Source organism: Klebsiella grimontii, from assembly GCF_900200035.1.
In the GTDB taxonomy this organism is placed as follows: Bacteria; Pseudomonadota; Gammaproteobacteria; order Enterobacterales; family Enterobacteriaceae; genus Klebsiella; species Klebsiella grimontii.
The window spans coordinates 56688-78627 of the sequence record NZ_FZTC01000010.1 but is presented as its reverse complement, the minus strand read 5'-3'; the positions used below and the strand labels follow the sequence as shown (position 1 = coordinate 78627).

The window sequence follows — 21940 nt, the reverse complement described above, 5'->3', positions numbered from 1 at the left end:
CTAAAACTCAAACTGATAGAGCAAATCGAGAGCCTGGTCTACACCAGACACGGCTTCCATATATAGCTTAGGCATCAGGCGATAACGTAACGTCAACGTCGCCAGGGAATCAAAGATCCCTACCCCATATTTTACCTGCAGACCGGGCAGCACATAGCCGCTGACCACCACCTGGGAGGAGTCGCCCACTCCCTCGGTATCCAGCGCCAGATTGCTTACGCCAAACGTCTCGCCGATTTTACCCACAACCTGACCACTTTGTGCAACCCCCATACCAATAAGCATGGAGGTCATTGCCGCACTATCGCTCTGTCCGCTGCCTAAACCCTGCCCGCGGAGCAGGTAAGAGAGCGCTTCCTGCTGCGACATCGCCGGATCGGAGAAAATCTCCGCTTTCGGCTGATCGGCCGAGCCGGTCACGCGAACGCCGGCGATAACGTCGTCCTCGGTGGCGTCCGGGTTACGAATGGCTTCGATATTCAGCAGCGGCTGATCCGGCGGACCGGAGAACAGCAGCTCGCCTTTACGCACGATCAGATCCTGGCCGTAGGCATGGAAGCGGCCTTCCGGGATGTTGATCTGCCCGTTCAGTCCCAGCCCCTGTTTATCCTGCGCCACTTTCAAATCGCCGGTCAGACGCGCTTTCAGACCGAAGGCATCGAGACGAACGTTGTTGCCTACGTGAATCGTCAGGTTGCTGTTGATAGGGATACCGGCGCTCTGCTGCTTAATCGGCTGCAGATTTTTATCCAGCATCACTTCGTCAGATGAGACCCCAACGGCGCTTTCCGGCACTTCGTTGACCACGATACGCGCCCAGGGCACATCAACGCTGCCATCCAGGTTAAACAGGCTTGGCGTGGCGGTAAACACCACGTCCGGCGAGACATCCAGGCGCACCATCGGCGGCACGGTTATCCGTACCCGGCTGCCCTTCGCCGCAATCTGCGCGCGCCAGTTGTCAATCTGCGTCCAGTCGGCGTTGCCGCTAAGCGCGATGTGGCCCTGGCTGGTATTCACCGTTCCCTGTAGGGTCGAGCGGGTACCGGTGAAATTCATCGCCAGCTGGCTCGGCTGCATATCGAACGGCATAAAGTTACCGTCAATATCAACGCCATTCAGCTGCATCTGACCGAACAGCTGCGGACTCTGAAGGTTGCCGCCAAGCGTCAGGCGCGCATTCAGTCTCCCTTCCGCCTTTTCGCCGCGCGAGAAGATAGGGTTAATCATCGCCAGCGAGAAGTTGTTGATATTGACGTTGCCGCCCAGATTGCGTCGGCCCTGCGGATCGGTGACCTGCACCTGCCCGTCCAGCTGACCATTGTTGGTCAGGCGAATCAGCCAGCCCAGTTGGGCGCGATTATTATGCAGATCGGCGGTGAGGTTGAGAGTATCGAAAGCCACCGGCAGCGGCGCGTCGTTGACCGTCTGAGTGACCTTCACGTTACGCCCGTTCAGCGTCACTTTGCCCTGCGGCAGCCCCTCTTTGGTGGTGTCCCAACTCACATCGGCATTGCCGCTAAACACGCCGCTGGCCTGGGTCGCTTCCGGCATAAACGGCTTCAGCATCGCGAGGTCGAAACGGTTGAGGTTCACCACCGCGCGCCCGCTTGCCCCGGCGTCGATGGTCTGCGGTACGCACAGCTCGGCGTTCGGGTTAGTCCAGCAGTGCGGCCCGATGCTGATTTTCTGTTCGAGGTTACGGTAATCCAGCGCGATATTGCGCGTCAGCGCCACCGGCCCCACCGGGGTCTGGAAACGGGTATTGCTCAGCGTGCCTCTCCAGCGCTCCGCTTTGCGGTCAAAGCTCCCCGCCAGCGACAGCTGCCCGGAGACCGGATCGCCCTGCACCCGCAGCTGCAGGTCGTGCTGCTTCTCGTTGCCCTTCGCATTGAGCTGCACCAGGCTGATATTGACGCCCGGCTGGCTGATACGGTCCACGCGCACGTCGAGGCTACCGCCAATCTGGTCGGTTGACTTCACATCACCCTTCACGTTCACCTGGGCCACCGACAGCTCCTGCCAGCGCAGCGCCCGGGCGGTGATGTCCGCCAGCAGCTGCGGCGCGTCGACGGTGCCGCGAACTTTCACCAGCCCCTTCGCCGTCCCGCCCAGGCCCGGCAGGGCGTTGTCGAGATGCGGCGCGTCAATGGTGGCGTCAAGGTTAAGATCTTTGACCCCCAGCTCGCCTTTCACGTCAGCGCTGTTGGGGCCTAACGCCAGATGCAGACCGGGGATTTTCCACTGCATATAGCTGTTGCCCTGCAGCGACCCGCTCACATCGACTTTATTTTGCTTCACGTTACCGGTGATTTTCAGCTCCGGTACCGACATCTGCCAGCTGCCGCCGTACAGGCTGCCCTGGGTCTTAATCAGGCCGTTGAGCTTCGACGGCCAGTCCGGCACCTCTTTAGCGGTGTTGATACCGTTAAGCGTCAGTTCACCGCGCCAGCTGATCGCCTGCTGCCAGTCGAGCAGCGCCTTCAGTTCGGTTTTCCCTTCGAGAGCGGCGACGGTCAGCTTATCAAGATTGACCTGCTGCTCGTTGCCCTTGGCGTCGAGGTTAATCTTCGCCGGCGGCAGCGACTGCCCTTTGACCGCGGTGCTGAAGGCCAGGGTGTAGTCGGTCATCTTGCCGTTAAATTTCAGCAGGAGATCGTCAGCCTGATACGCTTTCTCGCCGGTGAACGGCCAGTAAAGCTGCTTGCTTTTAATCTCCATATCCAGCGGCAGCCCCGCCTCCGCCAGCTGCGTTTCGGCGCGCAGGGTCATCGTCACGGGACCGTTTAAATCCACGCCGAGCGTAAGCTTCTTACGGACTTCACCGCCCACTTTCAACTGCACTTTCTCGCCCTTCAGGGGATCAATATTCAGCGTACTGTTGAGGGTAATATCGACCGGCCAGTTATCCTGCAACTGGGCGTTGCCGGAAGCCGTGACTTTGCCCTGGTCGGAGTCCACGTCCAGCGCGTCCAGCTTCATCTGCCCATCAATGCTGCTGACTTTGAGCAGCAGATTATAGATGGTGATATCGGTATCGCCGGTGAGACGCAGCTGCTCGCCGCGGAAGGCCTGAATATTGAGATTCAACGGCAGATGGACGTCGGTCATTTCCGGCAGCACCGGCGTCGAGAACAGATCTTTCATCGTCTCGCCGAGCGGCTTTTCTTCCGGCTGCGGATTGTCAATTTTCGGCTCGACCACCTGCTCCTGGGCCACCTTCGCCACCTTCGGCAGCGCGATGAGCAACCCCTGCAGGGAGGTCGGCGTCAGGGTCAGGTTTTTCTCCTGCCAGTTCAGACCGCTGGTAAAGTCGCGCAGCGAGACGGCGGTATCGTCAATTTTTACGTTGACGTTATGCAGCGCCACCCGGCTCAGGGTGATGGGATAAGGCGTGGAGAGATTCAGCGGGCCGCTATCTTCTTCTTCAACCGGCGCCGCCGGCGGCATCTTGCTGGTATCGATCGCCACATAAATATCGCGCAGAGAAAGATCGTTGACGCACAGGCTGCTGTCCCACAGGCAGCGCAGCTTGACGCCGAGGTGGAACTGGCCAGCGGTGACCGCCACGCCCGGCTGCTCAAAGCGCACGTTCTCCAGCGTCAAATCGCGCCAGCCGCCGGTCGCTTTGCCGATCTCCAGCCCCGGAACCCAGCGGTCGGCGGCTTTGATCACCAGATGCAGGCCGGTGGTGCTCCCCACCAGGAATCCTACCGTCCCCAGCAGCAGCACAAGAAAAATCAGTACGCCGAGGCTTATCTTCTTCCATAAACTCATAATTCAGGCCCCAGGCCGATATAAAACTGTAAACCGTGCTCTTCTTTGTCGCCGATCGGTCTGGCGATATCCAGCTTGATTGGTCCGACCGGAGACTGCCAGCGCACGCCGAGGCCGGCGCCGGTTTTAAAGTTGCTCTCGCGGATATCGCTCACCGCTTCGCCGCTATCGACAAACACCGCGCCCCACCATTTGCCGCTCACGTTGTACTGATACTCCAGCGAGCCGGTGGCCAGTTTCGAGGCCCCCATCAGCTTGCCGTCATCATCTTTTGGCGAGATAGATTTGTATTTATATCCGCGAATGCTGCGGTCGCCACCGGCGAAGAAACGCAGATCCGGCGGGACCTTGCTGAAGTTATCGGCCTCAATCCAGCCAAGATTGCCGCGCACCACGAAGCGGTGGCGGTCATACAGGGTGCGGATCCAGACGTCCTGCGCCTGCATCACGATAAAGTTGATGTCCGAGCCCCACATGGTGTTGGAGTAGTCCACCGAATAGCGCTGCGAATCGCCCCAGGTCGGCATCAGGCCGCCGCGCGAGCGGGTACGGTTCACCGACACGCCGGGGTAGATCAGCATGGTGGTGTTAGTGACGTTGGCCTGGGTAAAGTGGTCGAGGCTCCAGCGCAGGTTCAGCGCGCGCTGCCAGCCGCTCGACATCTCCCAAAAACGTGATACCCCGAGGGTCGTAGAGTCGGCTTTGGTATCGTTAAGATCGGTACGCTTAAAGCCGCCCTGCATCAGGTAGTACTGCTCCAGCGGGCTTTTTAACAACGGCACTTTATAGCTGAAATCAAGCTGCTGTTCCGGGGCGGAAAGGCTGAGGCTGGAGGTCAGGCTGTGGCCGTAGGAGTTCATCCACGGCTTTCTCCAGGTGCCTTTGACGCGCGGCCCGACGTCGGTTGAGTAGCCGACCCCGGTTTCAACGGTATTCTCTTTACGCGGAGAGACCACACCCTGCAAAGGCAGAATTTTGGTCTGGCGGGATTTTTCAAACTGCGGCGCCACCACGACGGAGCTAAACCAGCCGGTTGCCGCCAGGCGGCGGTTCAGTTCGGCGAGATCCTGGGAGGTGTAGTAGTCGCCCTGCTTAAACGGCACCAGGTTTTGCAGATATTCGTCGCGAATTTGCGAGCCTTCAAAAGTGACCGGGCCAAAGCGGTAGCGCTCGCCGCTGTTGTAGTCGATATCCCAGAAGGCCTGATGCCGGTCGAGAGAGACGCCGAGCTGGCTTTTATTAAATTCGCTATCAAAATAGCCTTTACGTAGCGCAACGCGGGTCAGGGAGCTTTTGAAGCCATCATAGTCGCTGTGGTTCAGCACGGTGCCGATCGCCGGGCGCGTTTTTAACAAATCCAGATAGTCGCGATCGGTTCGGGCGCCGCCGCGTAAAATCACTTCGGTGCCGCCAATACGCACCGGCTCGCCGGGCGTGACTTTGGCGATCAGGACCTGGCGGCCCCTCGCCGGCGGCGGACGTAAATCAAAATCGATCGTCGGTTCGTAGTAGCCGAGCGCTTTCAGGCCTTCGCGGATAGCATCATCAACGCGCGCGCGAAAGCGCCGGTCCGGCGTGACTTCATCGCTCTGGATCGTAGATAGTTGGGCGCGGACGTTTTTTTCCAGTTCCCCGGATAACCCCTCAACCTGCAAACGCACGCTCGCTGCGCTGGCGACCCCGCTGACCAGCAAAAGGCTGGTGATACATAACTGGCGGATTTGTAGCACGTTTTCTCCTGAATATCCTTGTTTCCCCCCGAAGGAAACGAAAGCGCCGCTCCACGGCTTAACAAAACCCTAACAATCAAGGGTTGAAAAATAGACGTTATCCCAAATAATTCTTATGTTTAAATCTAGACGTATTAAGCGCGTTTATTGTGTTAAAAGACGCGCTTGGTTACAACCTTAACCACATTTTCTGTTTTGAGAGGCCCACCGTGAGTCTATTTGATAAAACGCATCTTGTCGCCCAAGCGGACGCGCTGCCGGGACGCAACACGCCGATGCCGGTGGCTACGCTCCACGCCGTCAATGGTCACTCGATGACCAACGTTCCCGCAGGAATGGAAATCGCTCTGTTCGCCATGGGCTGCTTCTGGGGCGTCGAACGCCTGTTCTGGCAGCTGCCCGGCGTCTACAGTACCGCCGCCGGCTACACCGGCGGCTATACGCCAAACCCAACCTACCGCGAAGTGTGCAGCGGCGAGACCGGCCACGCCGAAGCGGTGCGCGTGGTCTACGATCCGCAGGTTATCAGCTATGAGCAGCTGCTCCAGGTCTTCTGGGAAAACCACGACCCGGCGCAGGGTATGCAGCAGGGTAACGATCGCGGTACCCAGTATCGTTCCGCGATTTATCCGCTGACGCCGGAGCAGAGCGAGGCGGCACAGGCCAGCCTGGCGCGTTTCCAGGCGGCAATGAATGAAGCGAACGACACCCGGACGATCACCACCGAGATAGCGACGGCGAAGCCGTTCTATTATGCCGAAGACGATCACCAGCAGTATCTGCATAAAAACCCGTACGGATACTGCGGTATCGGCGGAATCGGCGTTTGTTTGCCGCCGCAGGCCTGATGCCGCCGCGTGGTTCCCGCAGGCCGCCGGATTGAATAATTTACGCTCTGGCGGCTTTACAGTACCTTACGCTATACTACGCCGTGCTATCGCCGGTCCAGAGCCTTCGGACCGGCTTTTTGTGAATTCCACTTAGCGTTATCCACTTCCCTTCCGAGGATCTGATCTCAACGGTCAGATAAGATATGTTAAACAGTATTTTAGTCATACTCTGTCTGATAGCCGTCAGTGCGTTCTTTTCGATATCGGAAATCTCGCTGGCCGCATCACGTAAAATCAAACTCAAGCTGCTAGCCGATGATGGCAACATCAACGCTCAACGCGTGCTGAAGATGCAGGAAAACCCCGGTATGTTCTTTACCGTGGTGCAAATCGGTCTCAACGCGGTGGCGATTCTCGGCGGTATCGTCGGCGATGCTGCGTTTTCACCGGCTTTCTACGGCCTGCTGAGCCGCTATCTGTCGCCGGAGCTCTCCGAGCAGCTGAGCTTTATTATTTCTTTTACCCTGGTCACCAGCCTGTTCATTCTGTTTGCTGACCTGACTCCGAAACGCATCGGTATGATTGCGCCTGAAGCCGTCGCTTTACGCATCATCAACCCGATGCGCTTCTGCTTGTTTATCTTCCGCCCGCTGGTGTGGTTGTTTAACGGCATGGCCAACAACATCTTCCGCCTGTTCAAAATTCCGATGGTGCGTAAAGACGACATTACCTCCGATGATATTTACGCCGTCGTGGAAGCCGGCGCGCTGGCCGGGGTGCTGCGTAAGCAGGAGCATGAGCTGATTGAAAACGTGTTCGAGCTAGAATCGCGCACCGTGCCTTCATCCATGACCTCGCGTGAAAACGTCATCTGGTTCGATCTTCATGAGGATGAGCAGAGCCTGAAAAATAAGGTCGCGGAGCATCCGCACTCCAAATTCCTGGTGTGTAACGAAGATATCGACCACATCATCGGCTACGTTGATTCTAAAGATCTGCTGAACCGCGTGCTGGCGAACCAGAGCCTGGTGCTGACCGGCGGCGTGCAGATTCGCAATACGCTGATTGTCCCGGATACCCTGACGCTCTCTGAAGCGCTGGAAAGCTTTAAAACCGCCGGTGAAGACTTCGCCGTGATCATGAACGAGTATGCGCTGGTGGTCGGGATTATCACCCTGAACGACGTGATGACCACCCTGATGGGCGACCTCGTCGGCCAGGGGCTGGAAGAGCAGATCGTCGCGCGCGATGAAAACTCCTGGCTCATCGACGGCGGAACGCCGATTGATGACGTGATGCGGGTGCTGGATATCGATGATTTCCCGCAGTCCGGCAATTACGAGACCATTGGCGGCTTTATGATGTTTATGCTGCGTAAAATTCCCAAGCGGACCGACGCGGTGAAATTTTCCGGCTATAAGTTCGAAGTGGTGGATATCGATAACTACCGCATCGATCAGCTGCTGGTGACCCGTATCGACAATAAGCCGACGGTGCTGGTGCCCAAGCTACCGGACGCGGCGAATAGTGATAAAGAGTCGGCGTAACGCGTTTGACGAACCGATAAGGCGGATGAAAATCCGCCTTTTTTATTGCCCGAATGTGAGGCGGCTCACGCCCCTCGGGCGATAGCAGATTTTTACTGCTCCATAGCGAAACGTTCATGACTCCCCGCTTCGCAAAAAGGTAACTTTGCTCGCGACTACACGATCATATTCCTGAATAAAGGAAGCGAGGGTTACCATGATAGAATCAAATAAAAACTACTATATAAGCTGTCTGTTCTTCCTGTTCTTCTTTATTGGCTGGGGATGCTGCTATCCTTATTTATCATTGTGGTTAACGGAAACCATCGGTATTAATTACACCGATGTCGGTCTGGTTTATTCCTTTACTGCGGTTATTGCCGTTTGCGTTCAACCATTATTCGGGTTCATCTCCGACAGGCTCGTCTATCGTAAAAACCTGATGTGGATGCTGGCCATCATTATTACCCTTTTCGCCCCTTACTGGATCTACGTCTTTGCGCCATTATTAAAAGTTAACGTATTTCTCGGGGCGCTGGCCGGCGGTATTTATATTGGCATGGCCTACGGCGCAGGCTGCGGTATTTGCGAAGCTTACATTGATAAAGTCAGCCGCGCTTCCGGCTTTGAGTTTGGTCGCGCCAGAATGTTTGGCGGCATTGGCGCGGCTATTGGCACCTTCGCGGCAGGCAAGCTCTACGGCATCGACCAGAACATGATTTTCTGGCTGGCCAGCTGCGCCGGCGTATGCCTGCTGGTCATTGTCTGGAAAATGCAGATCAGCGCGCATAAACAAGGCGCGATGCAGAGTCGTAAAGCCTCTCCGGTCACCCTGAGCGACGCCGCCTCGCTGCTGAAAATGAAGAAATTCTGGTTCTTCGCGATCTACACGATTGGCGTCGGCGCAGTATATGAAACCTACGACCAGCAGTTCGCCATCTATTACAGCCACTTCTTTGAGAGCAAAGCGCGCGGCGCGGAAGTGTTCGGCTATTTAACCACCGGTCAGATTTTCCTTGATGCGGTGGTGATGTTCTTCGCCCCATGGTTCGTGAATAAAATCGGCCCGAAAAATGCGCTGCTGTACTGCGGAATGATTATGAGTCTGCGCATTATCGGCTCGGCCTGGGCTATGGGTCCTGTGTCCATTAGCCTGATTAAACTGCTGCACGGTTTTGAAAGTTCAGTATTACTCGTCGCCGCGCTGAAATATATCACCGCCAACTTCAACCCGCTGCTATCAGCCACGGTTTATTTAATCGGCTTCCAGTTTTCGAAAAGCTTTAGCTCTATTTTCCTTTCTACCGGCATCGGTCATATGTACCAGAGCATGGGCTTTACCAGCAGCTATATCGTGCTCGGCGGTATCGCCCTGTGCTTTACGCTGATTTCATTTATTACGCTGGATAAAGCGCGCGCTTTTGCCCCGCAGCCGGCGCCCGCGCATTAATTTAAGGAGGTAACCTGTATGTCTGATTTATTTTATGGCGTGGCCTATTACGATGAATATATGCCGGAAGATCGGCTGGCGAAAGATATCGCCTTAATGCAGGAAACGGGCATTAACGTGGTGCGCATTGCCGAATCGACCTGGAGTACGCTCGAGCCCCGGGAGGGCGAATATAACTTCTATCATATCGACCGGGTGCTGGATGCCATGCATGAGGCGGGGATCGCGGTGATTATCGGCACGCCGACTTACGCCGTCCCGGCCTGGCTGGCGGCTAAACATCCGGACATACTGGTCACCACCGTCGATGGCCAGCAAAAATATGGCCCGCGCCAGATTATGGATATCGTCAACCCGACCTTTCGCCGCTATGCCGAAAAGATTATTCGTACGCTAATGGCGCACGTGCAGCGACATCCGGCAATTATTGGCTGGCAGCTGGATAATGAAACCAAGCATTACGATAATATCGGCCGCTATATGCAGGAGGGGTTTGTGCGCAGCCTGCGAGAAAAATACCCCGATCTCGACCGGTTGAATAACGATTTTGGTCTGGACTACTGGAGCAACCGTATTGATAGCTGGCAGGATTTTCCGCCGGTCGAGAATACCATTAACGCCAGCCTCGCCTGCGCGTTCTCTCGCTACCAGCGCCAGCAGGTGACGGAGTATCTCGCCTGGCAGGCGGAGATCGTGCGCGAATATGCCCAGCCGCATCAGTTCGTCACCCACAACTTCGATTTTGAATGGCGCGGCTACTCCTACGGCGTGCAGCCGCGAGTCGACCATTTTGCGGCGGCGCAGGCGCTGGATATTGCCGGTGTCGATATCTATCACCCGAGCCAGAAGCACCTGACCGGGCGGGAAATCGCGTTTGGCGGCGCCATTACGCGCTCGCTCAAGCAGGGCAACAACTACTTCGTGCTGGAAACCCAGGCGCAAGGCTTTGCCCAGTGGACCCCTTATCCTGGCCAGCTGCGCCTGCAGGCCTTTAGCCACGTGGCCTCGGGAGCGGCGATGGTCTCCTACTGGCACTGGCATTCGATTCATAATGCGTTCGAAACTTACTGGAAAGGGCTGTTAAGCCATGACTTTTCGCGCAACGCGACCTGGCAGGAGGCCACCACTATCGGGGCTGACTTCGCCCGCCTGTCGCCGCAGCTGGCGGAGCTGAAGGCGGAAAACGACGTCGCGCTGCTGATCAGCAATGAGGCGATGGACGCCCTCAACCAGTTCCGCCCCGGCGACGCGCAGGGCAATATTTATAACGATATTTTCCGCCGCTTCCACGATGCGCTGTACGACCACAATATCAGCCTCGATATTATTCACGACGTTAACGAGGAAACCGCGCGCTACCGCGTGCTGATCGTACCCGGACTCTACGCCGCGGATGATGGCCTGCTTACGCGCATTAACCGCTATATTGAACAGGGCGGCAGAGCGCTGATCGGCTTTAAATCGGGCTTTAGCGATGAAAACGTGAAGGTGCGCAGCGGCGCGCAGCCGGGAGTTTTGCGCGAAAGCTGCGGCGTGAGCTACAGCCAGTTCACCCTGCCGGAAGAGACGACGGTAAGCGCGTGCAGCGCGGACATTGATTGCAGTAAAGATAACCAGGCCGAGCTGTGGATGGAGCTGCTGACGCCGGACGCCGGTACCCGTACGCTACTGCGCTATCAGCATCCGGCATGGAGCGATTATGCCGCCGCCACCGAGGCGGATTACGGCCAGGGCCGGGCGATTTACGTTGGCTTCCTGCCGCAAAAAACGCTGATTAGTCAGCTGTTCGACCGGCTGACGGCGGGTCTGGATCTGCGTTCACGCACCTCGGCCTACCGCTATCCGCTGGTGGTCAAAAAGATGCGCAACCGCGACGGCAATAGCATCCACTTCCTGTTTAACTACTCCGGCGATCCGCTGGCGTTTATCAGCGAGACATCGGGTAACGCGCTGCTGAGCGGGGAAAAAGTTCACTGCGGCCAGCCGTTGCGTCTCAGGGCATGGGAATTTAGTATCATCGAAAGTTAAGCGAGCGGCGGCACTCGGGCGGGGGAAACGATGGAACTGGATATCAATGAGCTACTGAACTTCTCGCCATTGATGAAGACCTTTACCTTCAACGCCTGGGTCGTCGCCGGCTTTACTCCCATCACCCGTGGCTCAAAGCTGGACTACTACATTAACCGCCCGCAGGGAATGAAAGGTTACATCATCAATCTGACCCTGCGCGGCCAGGCGCGCGCGAAAGCGGGCGACGGCTCTCTTCTGTTTCGTGAAAACGACCTGCTGCTCTTTCCCCCCGGCGTTCCCCACCATTATGGACGGGACGAACACAGCGACTACTGGGATCACTTATGGATCTACTTTATCCCTCGCCCCTACTGGATAGACTGGCTAAAGTGGGATCAAACAGCGCACGGTATCGGCAAAACCACGGTCAACGATCCTGAGCAGCTGCAAAGCCTGCGCGATCTGTTCTATGAGGTCATCCGCCATCACTCCGCTTCCGCCCCGCTGTCGGAGGCGCTGGCGATGAACGCGCTGGAGCGCCTGATCCTGAGCTGCTTTCAGCGACAGCCGATCAGCAACCGCCACGCCCACGATCCGCGGATTAACGCCGTATGCGACTATCTTAACGAACATATTGCCCAGGAGATTAAGATTGAGAACCTGGCGGCGATGGTTTTTATCTCCCCCTCCCGGCTGGCGCATCTGTTCAAAAATGAACTGGGGCAAACGGTTTACGCCTGGCGCGAGGCGCAGCGCATTAACCGCGCAAAGTGGCTGATCCAAACCACGTCGCTGCCGCTTAACAAAATCGCCCTGTCGGTAGGTTATGGAGACCCGGTCTATTTCACGCGCATTTTCCGCAAGCATAACGGCATTCCGCCGGGCGAGTACCGCAAACGCTATGCGGAAATGAAGGGGTAGGTCCAGAAACATCAACGGCTCCCGTTGGGAGCCGCCTTTTTACCGTGTAGCCATACCACTTTTCAGATTATGCCATCTCTGTCTGCAGACGGATAACCTGACGATTGACTTCGGACATCACCGACAAATGCAGCTTGTCCTTCACCTTCGGGATAAGGATTTTGCCCTTATCAAACTCAAAAGCGCCAACGTCCTTGATATACAAACGTCCACGGAACAGGATCTTCACGTACTTCGCTACTTGTAGCGGATTGTAGCGTTGGAAAATTTTCATTGTTGTCTCCTGCCAGGGTTACGCTCCTGTGGTGCCACAGTTAGCCCACGTACCGGAAGCGCAAATTTTAGTGCCCTGAAACTATAGTCCAGAATCTGAGTGATACCCAGTATGTATAAGTTTATTTACCTTATGATGACAATAATTCAGAGTTTTCGTTTCAGGCATCCGATGAAGGTAGTATAAGTCGCCGATTTTGGACGAATTTGTGCGTTAACACGCAAACTGGCACCATCATTGCGGGTAATGCGCATAAATCGCACTTATGATTAAAGAAGACCAAGTGGTCGGATCACCTGCAAAGATAATAAAAGGAAACACCATGACCCTACGTAGATTACTGGCCGTTTCATGTCTCCTGTTCCCGCTGATCGCCTCGGCGCACAACTTTGTCGACGGTCAGCGCGTTGCGCCGGTCGGCGTCGCGGATCGAGGGGAACTGGTGCTGAATAACGATAAGTTTAGCTATAAAAGCTGGAATAGCGCGCAGCTGGCGGGGAAAGTGCGCGTCGTGCAGCATATTGCCGGGCGCTCGTCGGCAAAAGAAAAAAACGCCACTCTGATTGAAGCCATTAAGAGCGCGAAGCTCCCGCACGATCGCTATCAAACCACCACCATCGTTAATACCGATGACGCTATCCCGGGTTCAGGCGTGTTTGTCCGCAGCAGTATTGAGAGCAACAAGCAGCTCTACCCCTGGTCGCAGTTTATCGTCGACAGCAACGGTGTGGTCCGCAAAGCATGGCAGCTCAATGAAGAGAGTTCGGCCATCGTGGTGCTGGATAAAGACGGCCGCGTACAGTGGGCTAAAGACGGCGCGCTCAGCCAGGAGGAAGTGCAGCAGGTAGTGGCCCTGCTGCACAAGCTGCTTAATAAATAGAGACCCGGAAGCCGGGGTTGAGGAACGATTCACGCGGCGTGTAATCCAGGGTACGCCCCTGCCAGTCGTGAACGTGCGCCCCGGCGGCGCTGGCGACCGCATGACCGGCCGCGGTGTCCCAGGTGGAGGTCGGCCCGAAGCGCGGATAAAGCTGGGCCTGCCCTTCGGCGACCAGACAAAACTTCAGCGACGAACCGATTGAGGTCGTCTGGTGTTCGCCAAGCTGCTCCAGATACTCCTGCAGCTCCGGGTCATTACCGTGGGAGCGGCTAATCACCACCAGCGGCGGACGCGCATCGCGGACCTGAATCTGCTTGCGAACGCCGCACTCCTCTTTCCATGCTTTGCCCTTTTCCGCGCTGTACATCACCTTCATCACCGGCGCGTAGACCACGCCAAGGATCGGTTTCCCGTTTTCAATCAAAGCGATATTGACGGTAAACTCGCCGTTGCGCTTGATAAACTCTTTGGTGCCGTCCAGCGGGTCCACCAGCCAGTAGCGCTGCCAGTGCTGGCGCACCTCCCAGGCCGGCGGGTCCTCTTCCGACAGAACCGGAATATCGGGCGTCAGCGCCAGCAGGCCGCTAATAATCACCTTGTGCGCCGCAATATCCGCGGCCGTGACCGGAGAATCGTCCTTCTTGCTGGCGATGTCCATCGGCTGTTTTCCATCGTAAACTTCCATAATGGCATCGCCCGCGTTCCGTGCAAGCTGACATACTTGTTCTAACATTCTCCACCTCGTCTGGTTACAGTGGCGTTAACTCGTTGTTTTATTTATATCGCATCATTGTGAGTTCCGCTATCTGTGATAACGATGGCGGTTTCATTCATCGCTTTTCTGGCATGATTCACATTTCTGTAAGCAACAGAATGTAAATACATTTTCTTCTGTGCCATTGCTCATAAAAAAGGACGCCACTGATGATTAAGTTTAGCGCAACGCTGCTGGCCACGCTGATCGCCGCCAGCGTAAATGCGGCGACGGTCGATTTGCGGATCATGGAAACCACCGATCTGCACAGTAATATGATGGACTTTGACTATTACAAAGACAGCGCCACGGAAAAATTTGGCCTGGTGCGCACCGCAACCCTGATTGAAAAAGCACGCCAGGAAGCCAAAAACAGCGTGCTGGTCGATAACGGCGACGTCATTCAGGGCAGCCCGCTGGGCGACTATATGGCGGCGAAGGGGCTGAAAGAGGGCGATGTTCACCCGGTCTATAAAGCGATGAATACCCTGGACTATGCGGTGGGGAACCTCGGTAACCACGAGTTTAACTACGGGCTCGACTTCCTGCACAAAGCGCTGGCCGGCGCGAAATTCCCCTACGTGAACGCCAATATCATCGATGCCAAAACCGGCAAACCGATGTTTACGCCTTATCTGATTCAGGATACCCAGGTTCAGGATAGCGACGGCAAAACGCAGACGCTGCGTATTGGCTATATCGGCTTCGTACCGCCGCAGATTATGACATGGGATAAAGCCAATCTCAGCGGCAAAGTCACCGTCAACGACATTACCGCAACCGCGCGCAAATTTGTCCCGGAAATGCGTGAAAAAGGCGCGGACGTGGTCGTGGTCATTGCCCACTCCGGCCTCTCCGCCGACCCGTATCAGGCGATGGCGGAGAACTCCGTTTACTATTTAAGCCAGGTGCCCGGCGTCGATGCCATTATGTTCGGCCACGCGCACGCCGTCTTCCCGAGCAAAGATTTTGCCGGTATTAAAGGCGCGGATATCGCTAAAGGTACGCTGAACGGCGTACCGGCGGTGATGCCGGGCATGTGGGGCGATCATCTTGGGGTGGTCGATCTGGTTCTGAACAACGACAGCGGCAAATGGCAGGTCAGCGCAGCGAAAGCCGAAGCGCGCCCGATCTACGATGCGGCGGCGAAGAAATCGCTGGCGGCAGAAGACAGCAACATGGTGGCGGTATTAAAAGCCGACCATGACGCCACCCGCGAGTTTGTCGGCAAACCGATCGGTAAATCCTCGGATAATATGTACAGCTACCTGGCGCTGGTGCAGGACGACCCGACCGTACAGGTAGTCAACATGGCCCAGAAAGCCTATGTGGAGCACTATATTCAGGGCGACCCGGATCTGGCGAAGCTGCCGGTACTCTCCGCCGCCGCGCCGTTTAAAGTCGGCGGACGGAAAAACGATCCGGCCAGCTTTGTGGAAGTGGAAAAAGGTCAGCTCACCTTCCGCAATGCCGCCGATCTCTACCTGTATCCCAACACCCTGGTGGTGATGAAAGTGAGCGGTAAAGAGGTGAAAGAGTGGCTGGAGTGCTCCGCCGGGCAGTTCAATCAGATTGACCCCGCCAGCAGCAAGCCGCAGTCGCTGATTAACTGGGACGGCTTCCGCACTTACAACTTCGACGTCATTGATGGCGTGAACTACCAGATTGATATCACCCAGCCGGCGCGCTACGACGGCGAATGCAACAGTGTCAATCCGCAGGCCGAGCGAATTAAGCATCTGACCTTTAACGGCAAGCCGATCGATGCGAACGCCACTTTCCTCGTCGCGACCAACAACTACCGCGCCTACGGCGGTAAATTCCAGGGCACCGGCGAAGATCATATCGCGTTCGCCTCACCGGATGAAAACCGCTCGGTGCTGGCGGCGTGGATTGGCGCGGAGTCGAAGAAAAACGGCGAGATCCATCCGGCGGCGGATAACAACTGGCGCCTGGCGCCGATCCACAGCAGCGTACCGCTGGATATTCGCTTTGAAACCTCTCCGGGCGATAAGGCCGCGGCGTTTATCAAAGAGAAAGCGCAATACCCAATGCGTCAGGTCGCCACCGACGATATCGGTTTTGCCATTTATCAGCTGGATTTGAGTCAGTAATTGCCCCTTCCCCGGTTGCGCTACGCTTACCGGGGCTACCCAGGCATCACCCTCAGGCTACCTGCCCGTGGTTCGCCAGAACCACGGGCAGGTTCAGTTCAATCCAGTCCGCCAGCGCCGCCACCTTCTCGCTTACCTGCTCACCGAGCGGAGTCAGACTATATTCAACGTGCGGGGGCACCACCGGATAGGATACGCGATTAAGAAAGCCGTCCTGTTCCAGCGCCTGGAGCGACTGGGCCAGCATCTTTTCGCTGACGCCGCCGATCTTACGCCGCAGATCGCTAAACCGATGGGTGCCATCGCGCAGAGACACCAAAATCAACACGCCCCAGCGGCTGGTCACATGCTTGAGCACTTCCCGCGAGGGGCACTGTTCGGCAAACAGGTTGCCGTTGCGTAGCTGCTCGCTCAGCGTCAGATTCGCCATATTCATACTTACCTTTTTGTACGTACTTACTAAAAGTTAGTTAAGGTGTTAGCTTACCACAACTGCCAATGAACACGAAGGAGAAGACCTATGATCGCAATTACCGGCGCAACCGGCCAGCTTGGCCAGCACGTCCTGGAAAATCTGTTAACTACCGTACCCGCAGACCAGGTTGTGGCTATCGTGCGCAACCCGGCGAAGGCCGAATCGCTGAGCCAAAAGGGCGTAGTGGTTCGTCAGGCCGACTACGGCGACGAAGCCGCGCTGACCGCCGCCCTGCAGGGCGTAGACAAACTGCTGCTGATCTCGTCCAGCGAAGTCGGCCAGCGCGCCGTCCAGCACCGCAACGTGATTAACGCCGCGAAAGCCGCCGGCGTAAAATTTATCGCCTACACCAGCCTGCTGCACGCCGATACCTCTCCGCTGGGGCTGGCGGATGAGCATATCGCCACCGAGAAAATGCTCGCCGACTCTGGCGTTGCATATGCCCTGCTGCGCAACGGCTGGTACACCGAAAACTATCTCGCCAGCGCGCCGCCGTCGATTGAGCACGGCGTGTTTATCGGCGCAGCCGGTAACGGCAAAATCGCCTCCGCGACCCGCGCAGACTACGCCGCCGCCGCCGCTCGCGTTATCGCCGAAGAGGGCCACGCCGGAAAAGTGTACGAGCTGGCGGGTGATGAGGCGTGGACGCTGAGCGAACTCGCCGCAGAGCTGAGCAAACAAAGCGGTAAAAATGTGGTGTATCAAAACCTCAGCGAAGCCGACTTCGCCGCCGCGCTGAAGGGCGTCGGGCTGCCTGCCGGTCTGGCGGATATGCTGGCGGATTCCGATACCGGCGCTTCCAAAGGCGGTCTGTTCGACGACAGCCGCACTCTGAGTAAGCTCATCGGTCGCCCAACCACGACGCTGGCAAAGAGCGTCAAAGGCATTCTGTAACTGTTACATAGTGGTTAATTTTTGTAGCATCCCGGCGGGCCATCCTCAATAATAAAAGGATGTCCGTCGGGAGTTATCGCATGCAAGGCGTACCGGAGCAGTTTAATGATGAAAGAGACAGCGCGCGCTTCCGCCATCTGGCGCAGCTGCCCGGCGTTGAGCTATATCATGCCCATATCTCCCGCTACGCCTTTGAACCGCACACCCATGAAGCCTTTGGTATCGGCGCGATCGAGCTCGGCGCCGAGCGTTTTCGCTATCGGGGCAGCCAGCACGTGGCTTCGGTCAACTCTATCGTCACCATGAATCCCGATGAGCTGCACACCGGCGAGGCGGAAACCGCCGACGGCTGGCGCTATCGGATGATTTATCTCGACCCGGATACGCTGGAAGAAGTGACCGGCGAACGCCACTGGTGGTTCAGCGAGGTGGTTCGCCAGGATCCGCTGCGCTCCCGGCAAATCGGCAATCTTATCTATGGCCTGTGGCATACCGACGATCCGCTGGCGCAGCAGGGTCTGCTGCTGGATCTAATCGATACCTTCCGTCCGTTTGCCCATCACGCCGCTGCGCTGCCCGAGGCCCGTCACCGCTTCGAGCGGGTACGCGACTATCTGCACGATAACTATATGCGTACGGTCACCCTCGATGAGCTGGCGCAGGTGGCAGCGCTCAGCCCATACCATTTTCAACGCCAGTTCAAAGCGCACTTTCACGTCACGCCGCACCAGATGCTGATGGCGATTCGCCTGTGGCGCGCCAAAGCGTTTCTCACCCACGGCATGCCCGCCGCCGACGTCGCCCTCGCCGCCGGACTGACCGACCAGTCGCACCTGACCCGCGCGTTCACCCGCCGCTACGGCATTACGCCGGTGCGTTATCAAAAGCAGGTTCTCCCGCGCTAATGCGCAACCTCATACAATATTCCCGCTTTTGCCTCGCCTACACTGTCGGCAACGAAAAGAGTAATGGAAGGCGTGATGATTAGTGGTGTGCTGTACGCCCTGCTGGCAGGGCTGATGTGGGGATTGATATTCGTGGGTCCTTTACTGGTGCCGGAATACCCGGCAGTTTTACAGTCGATGGGGCGCTATCTGGCGCTGGGGCTTATCGCCCTGCCGCTGGCCTGGCTGGGCCGCGCGCGGCTGCGCCAGCTCACCGAGAAAGATTGGTGGACGGCGCTGGGGCTGACCATGATGGGTAACTTAATCTATTACGTCTGCCTGGCCAGCGCGATTCAGCGTACCGGCGCGCCGGTCTCCACGATGATTATCGGCACCCTGCCGGTTGTGCTGCCGGTTTTCGCTAACCTGCTCTATAGCCAGCGCGACGGCAAGCTGCCGTGGCGACGCCTGTTTCCGGCGCTGGTCTGTATTGCCCTCGGCCTCGCGTGCGTCAATATTGCCGAACTGCATCAGGGTTTACCCGATTTCAGCCCCTGGCGCTACGGCTCCGGTATCGCGCTGGCGCTAATCTCGGTAGTGTGCTGGGCCTGGTACGCACTGCGCAATGCCCGCTGGCTGCGGGAAAATCCGGACAAACCGCCGATGATGTGGGCTACCGCCCAGGCGCTGGTCACCCTGCCGGTATCGCTGGCCGGGTATCTCATCGCCTGCGGGTGGCTGCACGGCCAGCACGCGGACTTTCCGCTGCCTTTCGGTCCGCGTCCGGCGGTATTTGTCACCCTGATGCTGGCGATCGCTATCTTCTGCTCATGGGTCGGCGCGTGGTGCTGGAACGTCGCCAGCCAGCGTCTGCCAACGGTGATCCTCGGGCCGCTGATTGTCTTCGAAACCCTTGCCGGACTGCTGTATACCTTTCTTTTGCGCCAGAGCCTGCCGCCGCTTCTGACCTTCAGCGGTATCCTGCTGCTGGTGCTCGGCGTGGTGTCTGCGGTGCGTGCCCGCCCGGAAAAGCCCGCGCTGCAGGAGCTGGTCAGCGAGAAAAAATAGCCAGGTATCCCAAAGGGGTATTCCCAGGAGAATAAGATGCATTTAAAATACAACTTATATTCTTGATGACGAGGTAACTGCTATGGCTTTCCGTGACCAACCTTTAGGCGAGCTGGCGCTGACGATTCCGCGCGCCTCCGCGCTGTTCCGTCAATATGATATGGACTACTGCTGCGGCGGCAAACAGACGCTGGAGCGCGCGGCGTCGCGCAAAGAGCTGGACGTCGCGGTGATTGAAGCCGAGCTGGCTAAACTGGCGGAAGAGCCGGTGGAGCGCGACTGGCGGGCTGCGCCCTACGCGGACATCATCGATCACATTATCGTTCGCTATCACGACAGGCATCGCGAACAGCTGCCGGAGCTAATTTTACAGGCCACCAAAGTCGAGCGCGTTCATGCCGACAAGCCCAACGTTCCGAAGGGCCTGACCAAGTATCTGACCATGCTGCACCAGGAGCTTTCCAGCCATATGATGAAAGAGGAGCAGATTCTGTTCCCGATGATCAAACAGGGCATGGGAACGCAGGCCGGCGGTCCTATCAGCGTCATGGAAAGCGAGCATGATGAAGCGGGCGAGCTGCTGGAGGTGATTAAGCACATCACGCAGAACGTGACGCCTCCGCCGGAAGCCTGCACCACCTGGAAAGCGATGTACAACGGCATCAACGAACTGATTGATGACCTGATGGAGCACATCAGCCTCGAAAATAACGTGCTGTTCCCGCGTGCCCTCGCCGGAAAGTAATAAAAAAGGCGCCCGCAGGCGCCCTCGACATTGTCAGTCTTATTGGCCACCCCGGGTGGCCTTTTTTATGACGGGCCGCTGCAAGCAACGTTAAAAATCTCTCCCGAACATTTTTTTATTTCGCCAGACGCTTCTTGCCGGCAAACAGCCAGCCCGCCCCCAGCAGCACAAACCACAGCGGAGTCACCATCAGCGCTTCGCGGGTATCGGCTTCCAGCGTCAGCAGTACCAGCACAAAGGCGAAGAAGGCCATGCACACCCAGCACATCAGTTTGCCCAGCGGCATCTTGTATTTGGACTGCTCATGCAGCTGCGGGCGCTTTTTGCGATAGACCAGATACGAGCACAGGATAATCGTCCAGACGAACATAAACAGGATCGCCGACACCGTGGTAATCATGGTGAACGCCGCGATCACGCTCGGATTGACCATCAGCATCACCACGCCGCCCAGCAGGCACATACAGGAGAAGGTCAGGCCTTTCGCCGGTACCGCACGCTTCGACAGCTTAGCGAACATTTTTGGCGCCTGTCCGTCCTGCGCCAGACCGAACAGCATACGGCTGGTGGAGAACACGCCGCTGTTGGCGGAAGAGGCCGCCGAGGTCAGCACCACGAAGTTGATCAGGCTCGCCGCCGCCGGCAGCCCCACCAGCACAAACAGCTCGACGAACGGGCTCTTCGACGGCACCACTGAGCTCCACGGCGTCACTGACATAATCACAATTAGCGCGAAGACGTAGAACATAATGATGCGGATTGGAATCGAGTTAATCGCCCGCGGCAGAGATTTCTCAGGATCTTTGGTTTCCGCCGCCGTGGTTCCCACCAGCTCGATGCCCACGAAGGCGAAGACCGCGATCTGGAAGCCGGCAAAGAATCCGCTGATGCCTTTCGGGAACCAGCCGCCGTCATTCCACAGATGGGCGAAAGAGGCTTCCACGCCGGTCGGTGACTGGAAGTGCATCATCACCATCACCAGGCCGACGACGATCAGCGCCACGATAGCGACGATTTTGATCATCGCAAACCAGAACTCCATCTCGCCGAACATCTTCACGGTAGCGAGGTTAAGGCCCAGCAGCAGCAGGATGACTGCCAGCGAGGCGACCCAGTCGGAGAGTCCCGGGAACCAGAACTGCGCGTAGGCGGTGATCGCCACCACGTCCGCCATCCCGGTGACCACCCAGCAGAACCAGTAGGTCCAGCCGGTAAAATAGCCAGCCCAGGGTCCCAGCAGGTCGGCGGCAAAATCGCTGAACGACTTATATTCAAGATTCGACAGCAGTAATTCACCCATGGCGCGCATGACGAAAAACAGCATAAAGCCGATGATCATATAAACAAAAATAATTGACGGCCCGGCAAGGCTGATGGTTTTACCCGAGCCCATAAACAGCCCGGTGCCGATCGCGCCACCGATAGCGATAAGCTGAATATGCCGGTTAGTGAGATTTCGCCGCAGCGATTGTTCAGTCGGAGCCTGTTCGTCGGCAACGACTTTTACCTGATCTACCATGTGATTTTTCCTGTTGTACCTGTCTGTGTTGTTCGGGCTCTACTGGCCCTTCATTCGTCTTAACCCTGGAACGAGGGTTTATCGATATT

17 protein-coding genes are annotated in these 21940 nt (G+C 57.1%); 11 read left to right on the top strand and 6 right to left on the bottom strand.

Annotation, left to right across the window (positions count from 1 at the left end):
- Complete coding sequence (gene tamB / locus KOSB73_RS03795) at positions 1–3777, bottom strand: autotransporter assembly complex protein TamB (RefSeq protein ID WP_098140248.1); 3777 nt, start codon at positions 3775–3777, stop codon at positions 1–3.
- Positions 3774–5507 carry an autotransporter assembly complex protein TamA gene (gene tamA, locus KOSB73_RS03790; protein WP_024360275.1) on the bottom strand — a complete coding sequence of 578 codons (1734 nt, stop codon included), beginning with the start codon at positions 5505–5507 and terminating at the stop codon, positions 3774–3776. The genes tamB and tamA overlap by 4 nt, the downstream gene beginning before the upstream one ends.
- Positions 5508–5716: 209 nt before the next feature.
- Here tamA and msrA point away from each other — a divergent pair, with 209 nt between their 5' ends.
- The 5 genes from msrA (at position 5717) to araC (ending at position 12244) form a co-directional block, all read left to right on the top strand.
- The gene (gene msrA, locus KOSB73_RS03785) at positions 5717–6355 is read left to right on the top strand and encodes a peptide-methionine (S)-S-oxide reductase MsrA (RefSeq protein ID WP_004871050.1); all 639 of its coding nucleotides are present in this window, start codon (positions 5717–5719) and stop codon (positions 6353–6355) included.
- Between the two features lie 185 nt (positions 6356–6540).
- Complete coding sequence (gene paeA, locus KOSB73_RS03780; RefSeq protein WP_004098030.1) at positions 6541–7884, top strand: polyamine export protein PaeA; 1344 nt, start codon at positions 6541–6543, stop codon at positions 7882–7884.
- A gap of 196 nt (positions 7885–8080) precedes the next feature.
- Positions 8081–9313, top strand: coding sequence for an oligosaccharide MFS transporter (locus KOSB73_RS03775; RefSeq protein ID WP_024360274.1), 1233 nt, complete (start codon positions 8081–8083; stop codon positions 9311–9313).
- An 18-nt stretch (positions 9314–9331) separates the two neighbouring features.
- The gene (locus KOSB73_RS03770) at positions 9332–11341 is read left to right on the top strand and encodes a beta-galactosidase (protein WP_098140247.1); all 2010 of its coding nucleotides are present in this window, start codon (positions 9332–9334) and stop codon (positions 11339–11341) included.
- A 30-nt stretch (positions 11342–11371) separates the two neighbouring features.
- Positions 11372–12244, top strand: coding sequence for an arabinose operon transcriptional regulator AraC (gene araC / locus KOSB73_RS03765; protein WP_024360272.1), 873 nt, complete (start codon positions 11372–11374; stop codon positions 12242–12244).
- A 67-nt stretch (positions 12245–12311) separates the two neighbouring features.
- Here the strand turns inward: araC and KOSB73_RS03760 are convergent, their stop codons facing one another.
- Positions 12312–12518 (bottom strand): DUF1107 domain-containing protein, encoded by a 207-nt coding sequence (locus KOSB73_RS03760; RefSeq protein WP_004128166.1) that lies wholly within the window; start codon positions 12516–12518, stop codon positions 12312–12314.
- Positions 12519–12840: 322 nt separating this feature from the next.
- Here KOSB73_RS03760 and KOSB73_RS03755 point away from each other — a divergent pair, with 322 nt between their 5' ends.
- Complete coding sequence (locus tag KOSB73_RS03755; RefSeq protein WP_004871061.1) at positions 12841–13398, top strand: YtfJ family protein; 558 nt, start codon at positions 12841–12843, stop codon at positions 13396–13398.
- Here the strand turns inward: KOSB73_RS03755 and cysQ are convergent.
- Entirely contained in the window at positions 13388–14131 is a 744-nt protein-coding gene (gene cysQ, locus KOSB73_RS03750; protein WP_004871063.1) for a 3'(2'),5'-bisphosphate nucleotidase CysQ, read from the bottom strand. The two genes, KOSB73_RS03755 and cysQ, sit on opposite strands and share 11 nt — an antisense overlap.
- A gap of 191 nt (positions 14132–14322) precedes the next feature.
- Here cysQ and KOSB73_RS03745 point away from each other — a divergent pair, with 191 nt between their 5' ends.
- Complete coding sequence (locus KOSB73_RS03745) at positions 14323–16266, top strand: bifunctional 2',3'-cyclic-nucleotide 2'-phosphodiesterase/3'-nucleotidase (protein ID WP_064411405.1); 1944 nt, start codon at positions 14323–14325, stop codon at positions 16264–16266.
- A gap of 52 nt (positions 16267–16318) precedes the next feature.
- Here the strand turns inward: KOSB73_RS03745 and KOSB73_RS03740 are convergent, their stop codons facing one another.
- On the bottom strand, positions 16319–16696 hold the full coding sequence (locus KOSB73_RS03740) for a winged helix-turn-helix transcriptional regulator (protein WP_004871067.1): 378 nt from the start codon (positions 16694–16696) through the stop codon (positions 16319–16321).
- Between the two features lie 90 nt (positions 16697–16786).
- Here KOSB73_RS03740 and KOSB73_RS03735 point away from each other — a divergent pair, with 90 nt between their 5' ends.
- The 4 genes from KOSB73_RS03735 (at position 16787) to ytfE (ending at position 20332) form a co-directional block, all read left to right on the top strand.
- Entirely contained in the window at positions 16787–17635 is an 849-nt protein-coding gene (locus KOSB73_RS03735) for an SDR family oxidoreductase (RefSeq protein WP_049087214.1), read from the top strand.
- Positions 17636–17715: 80 nt separating this feature from the next.
- A complete protein-coding gene (locus KOSB73_RS03730; protein WP_024360268.1) occupies positions 17716–18540 on the top strand; it encodes an AraC family transcriptional regulator in 825 nt (274 codons plus the stop codon).
- Between the two features lie 75 nt (positions 18541–18615).
- Positions 18616–19587, top strand: coding sequence for a DMT family transporter (locus KOSB73_RS03725; protein ID WP_049087221.1), 972 nt, complete (start codon positions 18616–18618; stop codon positions 19585–19587).
- An 82-nt stretch (positions 19588–19669) separates the two neighbouring features.
- Positions 19670–20332 (top strand): iron-sulfur cluster repair protein YtfE, encoded by a 663-nt coding sequence (gene ytfE, locus KOSB73_RS03720; RefSeq protein WP_004871074.1) that lies wholly within the window; start codon positions 19670–19672, stop codon positions 20330–20332.
- 115 nt (positions 20333–20447) lie between these two features.
- Here the strand turns inward: ytfE and cycA are convergent, their stop codons facing one another.
- A complete protein-coding gene (cycA, locus tag KOSB73_RS03715; protein WP_024360266.1) occupies positions 20448–21851 on the bottom strand; it encodes a D-serine/D-alanine/glycine transporter in 1404 nt (467 codons plus the stop codon).
- Between the last annotated feature and the right edge of the window lie 89 nt (positions 21852–21940).